General features: G+C 65.8%; 7 protein-coding genes, 1 pseudogene and 1 riboswitch. Of the genes and pseudogenes, 7 read left to right on the top strand and 1 reads right to left on the bottom strand.

The features are described 5' to 3' along the window. Positions 1-9: 9 nt before the first annotated feature. On the bottom strand, positions 10-1,170 hold the full coding sequence (locus N511_RS0107485) for an NAD(P)H-dependent flavin oxidoreductase (RefSeq protein ID WP_027678725.1): 1,161 nt from the start codon (positions 1,168-1,170) through the stop codon (positions 10-12). Positions 1,171-1,385: 215 nt separating this feature from the next. Next, positions 1,386-1,487: riboswitch (TPP riboswitch) on the top strand. A gap of 99 nt (positions 1,488-1,586) precedes the next feature. Here N511_RS0107485 and thiC point away from each other — a divergent pair. From thiC to N511_RS23795, 7 genes and pseudogenes are all read left to right on the top strand, one after another. After that, on the top strand, positions 1,587-3,482 hold the full coding sequence (gene thiC / locus N511_RS0107480) for a phosphomethylpyrimidine synthase ThiC (RefSeq protein ID WP_027678724.1): 1,896 nt from the start codon (positions 1,587-1,589) through the stop codon (positions 3,480-3,482). A gap of 13 nt (positions 3,483-3,495) precedes the next feature. Continuing rightward, the gene (locus tag N511_RS0107475) at positions 3,496-4,641 is read left to right on the top strand and encodes an FAD-dependent oxidoreductase (RefSeq protein ID WP_027678723.1); all 1,146 of its coding nucleotides are present in this window, start codon (positions 3,496-3,498) and stop codon (positions 4,639-4,641) included. Beyond that, on the top strand, positions 4,638-4,853 hold the full coding sequence (gene thiS, locus N511_RS0107470) for a sulfur carrier protein ThiS (protein WP_027678722.1): 216 nt from the start codon (positions 4,638-4,640) through the stop codon (positions 4,851-4,853). Before N511_RS0107475 ends, thiS begins: the two co-directional genes overlap by 4 nt. Before the next feature lie 9 nt (positions 4,854-4,862). Beyond that, a complete protein-coding gene (locus N511_RS0107465) occupies positions 4,863-5,690 on the top strand; it encodes a thiazole synthase (protein WP_027678721.1) in 828 nt (275 codons plus the stop codon). Beyond that, complete coding sequence (locus N511_RS0107460) at positions 5,687-6,841, top strand: thiamine phosphate synthase (RefSeq protein ID WP_027678720.1); 1,155 nt, start codon at positions 5,687-5,689, stop codon at positions 6,839-6,841. The genes N511_RS0107465 and N511_RS0107460 overlap by 4 nt, the downstream gene beginning before the upstream one ends. Positions 6,842-6,966: 125 nt before the next feature. Continuing rightward, positions 6,967-7,446: a VOC family protein gene (locus N511_RS0107455; protein WP_027678719.1), complete on the top strand. Its 480-nt coding sequence runs from the start codon at positions 6,967-6,969 to the stop codon at positions 7,444-7,446. Between the two features lie 223 nt (positions 7,447-7,669). Then, positions 7,670-10,063 (top strand): annotated as a pseudogene (locus tag N511_RS23795) (T6SS effector phospholipase Tle3 domain-containing protein). The last annotated feature ends 6 nt before the right edge of the window (positions 10,064-10,069 follow it).

Raw genomic sequence — 10,069 nt, 5'->3', positions numbered from 1 at the left:
GTCAGCGCATCAGGTTGCCGTCGAGGATTCCACCGGCTTCTCCCCCGTCAACAAGTAATGCATCAACTCCCGCACCGGCCGGATCGCCTCCCCGAACGGCAGTTTCCCCGCCCCACGGAAAAACAGTCCGCGCTCCACGTCCCCCCGCAGCGCCTGTGCCAGCTTCAGGTCAATGCAGAACTGCCCCACCTTGCCGATGCCATCCCGCAGCCCGCACGTCTGCAGGCAATCGAACCCCTGCAGGCAATCCCGCACCTTGGCTTTCGCCTGCAGCGCGCTTTCGCGTGACAGATAACGCGACAGCCAAGGCGTCATCACGGCCCGCGCCGGCAGCCCGGCCACGCTGACAAACTCGCTGATATCGCCTTGCTCCGCACCCGTCAGCACCCGCTTGAAGCGCACGTGCGCATCGCCCTCTTCCGTCACCGCAAACGCCGTACCGAGCTGCACCGCAGCGGCGCCCTTGTCGAGCCAGTGCTTCACCTTGGCATGCGAATCGATGCCGCCCGCCAGGATGATCGGAATCTGCTCCGCCGCCAGCCCCAGCTTGATGAACAACTCCCGGCATTCATCCAGCACGCGCGCAAACGAGAACCGCTCGTCGCGCAAATCCTCGATGCGCGCCGCGCCCAGATGGCCGCCCGCATGCGTCGGATGCTCGATCACCACCGCGTCCGGCAGCCGCGCCTTTTTCATCCACCGTTTGAGCACGACGCCCACGCCGCGCGAGTCGGAAAGAATCGGGATGAGCGCCACCTTCGGATGCTCCGCCGTCATCTCCGGCAGATCGAGCGGCAGGCCCGCGCCCATGACGATCGCATCGGCGCCGCTCTCGCACGCCTGCCGCACCAGCGCCGCGTGCGATTCCACCGCCTTCATCACGTTCACGGCGATCATGCCGTTGCCCTGGCTGCCTTCGCGCGCGGCGCGAATCTCGCGGTCCAGCGCGACGAGGTTGGCGGCGTTGATGGCGTCCTTGTCGCGCGATTTCTCGGTGGCGGCGACGAGGTCTGCGTGGTGATGCCGCAAGTCGATGCTGGCGATGGTGCCCACGCCGCCTTCGCGCGCCACGGCGCCGGCCAGCCGGTGCGCCGAAATACCCACGCCCATCCCGCCCTGCACGATGGGTACGAGGCTGCGCCCCGCGAGTGTGAACCGACGCTCCAGCATGACAACTCCCAGCGGCCGTGCCGCAATGCAATAGAAAAGGGATTGAGCGTCGCATAGGTGAAACGCGGCGGGGTTGCGCAAGATCAAGGCGAGCCCCGCCGGTGCGTGCCGCCGCACATTGCGCGGTGGTTTGGACTGAAATGACCCGCCGACCGTCACCTCACTGGTTTTCGTGCTGGCAACGCCGGCGGCCCTGTGCTTAAATTCAGCCTCGTTGGATGAAACAGGGGTGCCGTACGGATGGGCCGTGCGGCTGAGAGAGTCCCTTCGCACCCGATCCGGTTCGTACCGGCGTGGGAAGTTTCAGAACACCGCGTAGTCTCTGGCAGCCCACCCCTCAGTTCTTCGGGTCACGCCATCTCTCCCGGTTTCGTCCACTGCCTGCACCACCAGGCCACAGAATCAAGGACGAGACCATGCCCCAAGCCAAAAACGCCCCCGCCGCATCGTTCGACTCGCTGCAGTCCGAGCTCGACCAGAAGTTCGCCTATCCGGCCTCCAGCAAGACCTACATCGTCGGCAGCCGCCCGGACATCCGCGTGCCGATGCGCACCATCAAGCAGACCGCCACGCGCACCGACAAGGGCGAGATGCTGAACCCGCCGGTGCCGGTGTACGACACCTCGGGCCCGTACTCCGACCCCGATGTGCACATCGACCTGAAGGCCGGTCTGGCCCCGCTGCGCGCCAAGTGGATCGACGAGCGCGGCGATACGGAAATCCTCTCGGGCCTGTCGTCCGAATACGGCCAGACGCGCGCCAACGACCCGGCCACGGCGCACCTGCGCTTCTCGCACATCTCCAAGCCGCGCCGCGCCAAGGCCGGCGCCAACGTGAGCCAGATGCACTACGCGCGCCGCGGCATCATCACGCCGGAAATGGAGTACGTCGCGCTGCGCGAATCGCTGAACCTGCAGGCGCTGCAAGACAAGCCCGAGTACCGCCAGCTGCTCAAGCAGCATCCGGGCTTCTCGTACGGCGCGAACCTGCCGCAGCGCCCGGAAGACATCACGCCGGAATTCGTGCGTGCCGAAGTGGCCGCTGGTCGCGCAATCATCCCCGCCAACATCAACCACACCGAGCTGGAGCCGATGGCCATCGGCCGCAACTTCCGCGTGAAGATCAACGGCAACCTCGGCAACTCGGCGGTGACGTCGTCGCTGGCAGAGGAAGTGGAAAAGATGGTGTGGGCGATCCGCTGGGGCGCCGACACGATCATGGACTTGTCCACCGGCAAGCACATTCACGAAACGCGTGAATGGATCCTGCGCAACTCGCCGGTGCCCATCGGCACGGTGCCCATCTACCAGGCGCTGGACAAGACGGGCGGCGTGGCTGAAGACCTGACGTGGGAGATGTTCCGCGACACGCTGATCGAGCAAGCCGAGCAGGGCGTGGACTACTTCACCATCCACGCCGGCGTGCTGCTGCGCTATGTGCCGCTCACGGCTGACCGCATCACCGGCATCGTCTCGCGCGGCGGCTCGATCATGGCCAAGTGGTGCCTGGCGCATCACAAGGAAAACTTCCTGTACACGCACTTCGACGAGATCTGCGAAATCATGAAGGCGTACGACGTGTCGTTCAGCCTGGGCGATGGCTTGCGCCCGGGTTGCATTGCCGACTCGAACGACGCCGCGCAATTCGGCGAGCTGCACACGCTGGGCGAACTGACCAAGAAGGCGTGGGAGCACGACGTGCAGGTCATGATCGAAGGCCCGGGCCACGTGCCGCTGCAGCGCGTGCAGGCCAACATGGACGAAGAGCTGAAGCACTGCTTCGAAGCCCCGTTCTACACGCTTGGGCCCCTGGTGACCGACATCGCCCCGGGCTACGACCACATCACCAGCGGCATCGGCGCAGCCAACATCGGCTGGTACGGCACCGCCATGCTGTGCTACGTCACGCCCAAGGAACACTTGGGCCTGCCCGACAAGGAAGACGTGCGCGAAGGCATCATCACCTACAAGATCGCCGCGCATGCGGCCGACCTTGCCAAGGGCTGGCCGGGCGCGCAGCTGCGCGACAACGCGCTGTCGAAGGCGCGCTTCGAGTTCCGCTGGGAAGACCAGTTCAACCTCGGCCTCGATCCGGAGAAGGCGCGCGCCTTCCACGATGAAACGCTGCCGGCCGAGGGCGCCAAGATCGCGCACTTCTGTTCGATGTGCGGTCCGAAGTTCTGCTCGATGAAGATCACGCAGGAAGTGCGCGACTACGCGGCCACGCTCGACTCCAACGCTACTGCCGCCGTGAGCGGCATGGAAGAAAAGTCGATCGAGTTCCGCAAGAGCGGCAGCAAGATCTACAGCTAAGCCAAGCGGTGCAATGCCAACCTCGACTTCATTTGACGTAACGATCCTCGGCGGCGGCCTCGCTGGCCGCCTGTGTGCGTGGCAACTCGCGCAAACGGGGGTGCCGCCTGCGCGCATTGCCGTGGTGGAGCGTGGCCCACGCGATGGCAGCGGTGCCGCGGCGTATGTGGCCGCGGCCATGCTGGCGCCGCTGGCTGAAGCGGCCGTGGCCGATCGTTTCGTCGTGGATTTGGGGTTGGCCAGCCTCGCGCTGTGGCGTACCTGGTTGCCCAAGCTGCGCACGCCGGTCTTCTTCCAGGAGGCCGGCACGCTCGTCGTGTGGCATGCGGCGGATCGTGGAGAGGCATCGCTGTTTGCCAGCCACGTCCGCAATGCCGCGCCGCCCGAGCGTGTGGCCGCCGATCTGCGCGCCGTGGATGCAGCGGGCATTGCGCAGTTGGAGCCGCTGCTCGCGCAACGCTTCACGCAGGGCCTGTATCTGGCGGGCGAAGGCCAGCTTGACCCGCGCGGCGTGCTGGATGCGCTGGCGACCGAGCTGGAAGCGCTTGGCGTGCAATTGCGCTGGAACACGGAGGTTGTCGATCCGAGCCCCGACGCGCTCGCCGCTGCGGGGCTGGGCGCGCGCCTCGTGCTCGATTGCCGTGGCCTCGGTGCCAAGCCGCAGTGGCCGCGCTTGCGTGGTCTGCGCGGCGAAGTGGCGCGCATCCATGCGCCGGACGTGTCGCTTACGCGGCCGGTGCGCATGCTGCATCCGCGCTACCCGCTCTATATCGCGCCCAAGCCCGGCAACGTGTACGTGATTGGCGCGACTGAGCTGGAATCCGACGACATGTCGCCGGCAAGCGTGCGCTCCACGCTGGAATTGCTGTCTGCGGCCTACGCCGTGCACCCCGCGTTTGGCGAGGCCCGCGTGCTGGAGCTGAATACGCAGTGCCGGCCGACGCTGCCCGACCATCGCCCCGCGCTGCGCTGGGATGGCGCGGGCACGCTGTCGGTCAACGGCCTGTACCGGCACGGTTACATGATTGCGCCCGCCGTCACCCAAGCCGCTGTGGCGACTGCACGCGCGTTGCTGGACGGCCGCACCATCGATGCGGACGACTGCGAATGGCCCGGGCTGTTCGCTGAAGCCGCATCCCCCGAACCTGTTTTGTCATGACGCTGAACGTCACCCTCAACGACCTGTCGCTGGCGCTGCCTGCGGGCAGCACGCTGGCCGACGCCATTGGTGCTGCCACGCCGCAACTGCAGATCGCGCCGCCGTTTGCCGCATCCGTGAATGGCGATTTCGTGCCCAAGGCGCGCCATGCGCAGCACGCGCTCAAGACAGGCGACCGCATTGCACTCGTGCAGCCCGTCGTGGGCGGCTAGGAGTCTTCGATGACCACTACGAATCTGTCCGCCGTGGCTGACCCGCTGCGCCTCTACGACGAAACCTTCGCCTCGCGCCTGCTGCTCGGAACCGCGCGCTACCCATCGCCGCAATCGCTGGAAGACGCCGTGCGCGTGTCCAACCCGGCCATGCTGACGGTGGCGCTGCGCCGCCAGAGCGCGGGCTCGCCCGAAGGCGGCGCGGGCTTCTGGAAGATGCTGCGCGAACTCGGCGTGCCCGTGCTGCCGAACACCGCCGGCTGCTATTCCGCCGACGAGGCCTACACGCTCGCGCAGATGTCGCGTGAGGTGTTCGAGACCGACTGGATCAAGCTCGAAGTCATCGGCGACGACTACACGCTGCAGCCCGACACGCTCGCGCTGCCGGCTGCGGCCGAACGCCTCATCCGCGACGGCTTCAAGGTGCTGCCGTATTGCACCGAAGACCTCGTGCTGTGCCGCCGCCTGCTCGACGTCGGCTGCCAGGCGCTGATGCCGTGGGCCGCACCCATCGGCACCGGCCGCGGGCCCACCAACCCGTACGGCCTGCGCCTGCTGCGCGAGCGCCTGCCCAACGTACCGCTGATCGTCGATGCGGGCCTGGGTGTGCCGTCGCACGCGACGCAGGTGATGGAATGGGGCTACGACGCCGTGCTGCTCAACACCGCCGTCGCCCAAGCCGGCGATCCGGTGGCGATGGCGCAGGCGTTTGCGATGGCCACGCAGGCCGGTCGCCTTGCGCGGCTGTCGGGCCCGATGCCTGAGCGTGATGTCGCGCAGGCCAGCACGCCGGTTGTTGGGTTGCCGTTCTGGCATGCGGAAGAGAAGCAGGCATGAGTGCGTCCGCCTTGCGTTTTTCCGCCGCGTGGCCGGAGGCGGCAGCCCTTGCTGCGCAGATCGTCGATCGCCATACCGAAGCCTTCGGTCGCGCGCCGCACGCCTGGAGCGTGACCGACCGCGCTGACGAAGCCACCAGCCCCGCCACCGTTCTGCTGACGACGGATGCGGCGCAAGCCGAACGTGCTCGCTCTGCTGGCGCCGCTGTTGTGTTGACTGCAGTGGAAGGCGATCAACGCATCGACACCGTGTACGACCGCCTCGGTATGTACCGCTTCACGTCTGCGGCGCAAGGCGATGCATTCGATGCGCGCTTCGTCGCCATCTTCGGTGCGGCACTCGCGTTGGCATTCGAACCGCGCGATGCGCTGTGCGTGGCGCGCGCGTGGATTGCCGAAGGCAATGCCGATGCCCTCGCTTGGCCCACGCAATTCGATGCCTTGCCTCGCGTGCTCGAACCGGCGTTGCCGTGCCCCACCGCAGCCGACCTTGCCTTTGCGCTGTGCCCGACGCAGCTCGGTATCTACGCCGTCGTGCCGGATTCGGACTGGGTGGCACGCCTCGTCGCGCTCAAGGTGCCGACGGTGCAGCTGCGCTTCAAGTCGGACGACGCGCAAGCTGTGGTCGACCAAGTGCGCCGCGCAGAAGCCGCCGCACGCGGCAGCGCCACGCGCCTGTTCATCAACGACCACTGGCAAGTTGCGATGAGCGTGCATGCGCAGGTGCCCGGCAGCGGCATCTACGGCATTCACCTCGGCCAGGAAGACATCGACGATGCCGACCTAGTGGCGATCCGCTCGGCCGGTTTGCGCCTTGGCATCAGCACGCACGGCTTTGCCGAAATGCTGCGCGTCGCACCGTTGAACCCGAGCTACCTTGCACTGGGCGCCGTGTTCGCCACGCCCACCAAGACCATGCCGACCGTGCCGCAAGGCCTCGGCCGCCTGTTCGCCTATGCGGCCGCCATGCGCACGCGCGTGCCGGCGCCGCCGCTGGTCGCCATCGGTGGCATCGATCTGGCAGCGATGCCGCGCGTGCTGGAATCCGGCGTGGGCTCCGTGGCGGTGGTGCGCGCCATCACCCAGGCGGCCGATGTGCCGGCTGCGGTAGACGCACTGCAAGCGACGTTCGCGGCGCACGTGCGCGCGTAAGCATCGTCCGCCGCACGTCTGCGCGCTTGCGCCGCGCACCCGCGTTTTCGCTGACCTATCCTGTTCGTGCGCCGCTGCGGTTGTTGCCGCAGCGGCTTTCCAACACACGCTGCAGGAGACAAGACATGGCGGTCCAGCCCATCCCCGAGGGTTACCACAGCGTCACCCCGTACCTGAGCATCAAAGGCGCCGCGCGCGCCATCGACTTCTATAAGCAGGCCTTCGGCGCCACTGAAATCATGCGCATGAACGGCCCCAACGGCACCATCGCGCACGCAGAAATCCGCATCGGCAATTCGCCCATCATGCTGGCCGATGAATTCCCCAACATGGCCTGCGCCAGCCCCGACACGCTGCAGAGCACGTCGGTCGGCATGATGATCTACGTACCCAACGTCGACACCGTGTTTGCCAATGCGCTGAAGGCCGGCGGCACGGAAGTCCGCCCCGTGGTGGACCAGTTCTACGGCGACCGCTCCGGCACGCTGAAAGACCCGTTCGGCCACGTGTGGACCGTGTCCACGCATGTCGAAGACGTGGCGCCCGACGAGATGGCAAAACGCATGGAGAAGTGGACGAAGGAGCAGGCGGCGGCATCGGCTTGACATCGGCGGTGGAAAGAAAAAAGCGCGGACGAGAGCCGCGCTTTTTTTTGTTCCTGCGTTCTCGACTAACTGCCGCGTCGAACATATCCCATCGTTGTTCATTACGTGCCGGCCTCAGGGGCGATGAAGTCAAAGAGTGTTGAGTCTCGTCGATTTCGTGCGCGCCGCTCCGACACTGGTGGATCTGTGTGCATTCGCATCTTCCACCCTGAGGTCCTGCACGATGACTATCCCTGAACAGGCTCTGCCCGAAACTACCGTCACCGCCCGCCGTCGCTCGTTCTACGGCATCAAGGTGACGGACATCACCCTGCCCGGCGGCCTATGCCGCAAGGTCGTCTATCCCGCACCACTGCCCGGCGTCATCATCTTCGTGCATGGCGTCAACTCCACCGGCGAATGGTTCGATGCCGCAGAGGAAGGCCTTTGCAAGGGGCTCAATGCCCGCCTGCAACGCAATGACGAACAAATGGCCTACCCCAAGGAGAGCGGCAAGCTGCGTCCCATGCGCTATACAGCCGAGCTGACGGAAGACGGCTATATACGCCGCGACCTCAAAGCCAACACCTTCATTGAACCGGGCAGCGGCACCAGCCCCGTCATCCGTTTCCGCTGGGGCTACAAAGCCAGCAGCGAAGACGTCGTCCAGGAAGATGGCACCGTTCGAAACGAGCTTGCCAGTGTGGGCGGCAATATTCTGCTCGACGAGAAAAACGCCTGGGGCGGCGGTCCGTTCGTGAATGGCGCCTCCGCTCTGCCGGATCTGTTCGGCAAGGGCACCGACAGCGAAGTCTTGGGTGGTCTGTTTGAACTTCAGCACCTGCAAACCAGCGACCGCCAGATCTACAGCGCGCCCACGCGCCACTACCAGGCCTTTGCCGCGTGGCGGTTAGCCAAGCTGGTCGCTCGCATCCGCGAGCTGCACCGCGACATCTTCGAACGCGATTGCCCCGTCACCGTCGTCTGCCATAGCCAGGGCAACATGGTGGGCCTGGCTTCTGCCTACTTCGGAGCTAACCATCCCGAGTTCCAATGATTGGGCGTGGCCGACACCTACGTCCTCGCCAACCCGCCTTACAGCCTGCGCGGAAGCCGCCTGGATAACTTCAGCCAATTTGACGGCGCAGGCCGCGTCACCTACGACGCGCGCGTTGCCGGCCTCAAGGGCTTCTTCGACATCGTGCGCCACTTCCAGGCCCGGGCCCAACACTACAGCCACCACGCCGTGGATCAGCTCGGATTCAACGCGTGCCCCCAGAATGGCGACACCCCGCGCACTGCCGCCCAGGACAGCGCTGACCACCAGACCCGGGGGCGCGTCTTCCTCTATTGCTGCCCGCACGACCGCGTCATCTCCGTTTCACCAGTCCAAGGCATGGGCTGGCTTGGCTTGAACGACAAGGATGTGCAAGCCACCGGGGCTCAGGGCATTCTGTTCCAACGCGTCTGGGCGCAAACCAAGCCGGGAACCCCGTACAAGGTTGGGGCAGAACCCGGCTACCGTTACCGCTATTGGCACGACACCATCGGTGCCACGCCTGCCGATGTGGGCAGCGGTTGGGATGACACCGCCGGCACCTTCAAACCGCGGAACACCAATCCCACCTTCTGGACGCCGTCCCCCGACACCGCGGGGGTTTCCTTCGCCAGGATCTGGGGCGATTCGCGCAAGAGTATTTGGGGCAAGCTTGTCGCCAGCGCTGCCGGCGTTCCGATCCAAGCCATCATGTGGGGCGGCCAAGCCGTCAAGGGCGCCACCAACGTCAATGCCGACCCAGCGGATGACTGGGCCGTGCTCGTCAATGCCCCCAAGGTGCCCGGCGGCGGCATCGTGCCCCAAGCCGTCTACCTGCCGCACGGCGAGCCTCGACCCGGCGAGACCTCACATCCGGATGGCGTGCGCACCATCGGCCCCTTCAACGCGCACAAGGAATCCGCCAGCGATGCGCTGAACCGCAAGCGGAGCATTCCAGAGGGCCAGTTCGATCCCTACGCCGAGCAACGCAAGACCGGCCACGGCAATGCCGCCAGCGAAGCCGCCATGCGCTACGACCAGAACGCCGGGGTGCGCCAGCGCGCGCGGCGCGAACTCTACAACGACGACGGCTCCCTCAGAAAGGGCGTGCTCTTTGCGGAAGACGACGTTGAGAAGATGAACGCCGCACAACACCACACCTTGCGCGGCACCACGTTTGGCGCTTTCGAACAGCAAGAGCGCACGGCGCTGATGAAGGACGGCGAAGACGCGCAAGCCACCAACCACTCCACCATCCTCACCAACGCCATGCATGCCGAACATGTGCTCGCGTATGACGTGGACGTGGGCTTGTGCCACTTCGATGAGTTGTTGATGAACCAGTTGCGGCGGATGGCGGATTGGCGGTGGTGTGAGCCAGTAGACAAGGACGAATACCCGCCGGGGCGCGATCCCAAGAACGACAGCGAGTTCACGTACTACGGCACGAAGGCAGCGCTCTACGACAACGGCCCGTTGGAGCAACACAAAAACCTAGCGGCTATCAAGGGCGCTGTCAGGGCTATTGGCATTGACGACGCGCGAAATCCCGGGCGCTTAGATGCGTACCACATGCCGCCAGACGGACCACGCTACGCCTGAGGAACC

Origin of the sequence: Ralstonia sp. UNC404CL21Col (genome assembly GCF_000620465.1) — a bacterium.
GTDB lineage: Bacteria > Pseudomonadota > Gammaproteobacteria > Burkholderiales > Burkholderiaceae > Ralstonia > Ralstonia flatus.
This window is presented reverse-complemented; position numbering and strand designations above follow the sequence as displayed.

Bases quoted from the DNA above. Each gene is read 5' to 3' on its own strand.
- N511_RS0107455 (WP_027678719.1), top strand. From the start codon at position 6,967: ATGGCGGTCCAGCCCATCCCCGAGGGTTACCACAGCGTCACCCCGTAC.
- N511_RS0107475 (WP_027678723.1), top strand. From the start codon at position 3,496: ATGCCAACCTCGACTTCATTTGACGTAACGATCCTCGGCGGCGGCCTC.
- thiC (WP_027678724.1), top strand. From the start codon at position 1,587: ATGCCCCAAGCCAAAAACGCCCCCGCCGCATCGTTCGACTCGCTGCAG.
- N511_RS0107465 (WP_027678721.1), top strand. From the start codon at position 4,863: ATGACCACTACGAATCTGTCCGCCGTGGCTGACCCGCTGCGCCTCTAC.
- N511_RS0107460 (WP_027678720.1), top strand. From the start codon at position 5,687: ATGAGTGCGTCCGCCTTGCGTTTTTCCGCCGCGTGGCCGGAGGCGGCA.
- N511_RS0107485 (WP_027678725.1), bottom strand. From the start codon at position 1,170: ATGCTGGAGCGTCGGTTCACACTCGCGGGGCGCAGCCTCGTACCCATC.
- thiS (WP_027678722.1), top strand. From the start codon at position 4,638: ATGACGCTGAACGTCACCCTCAACGACCTGTCGCTGGCGCTGCCTGCG.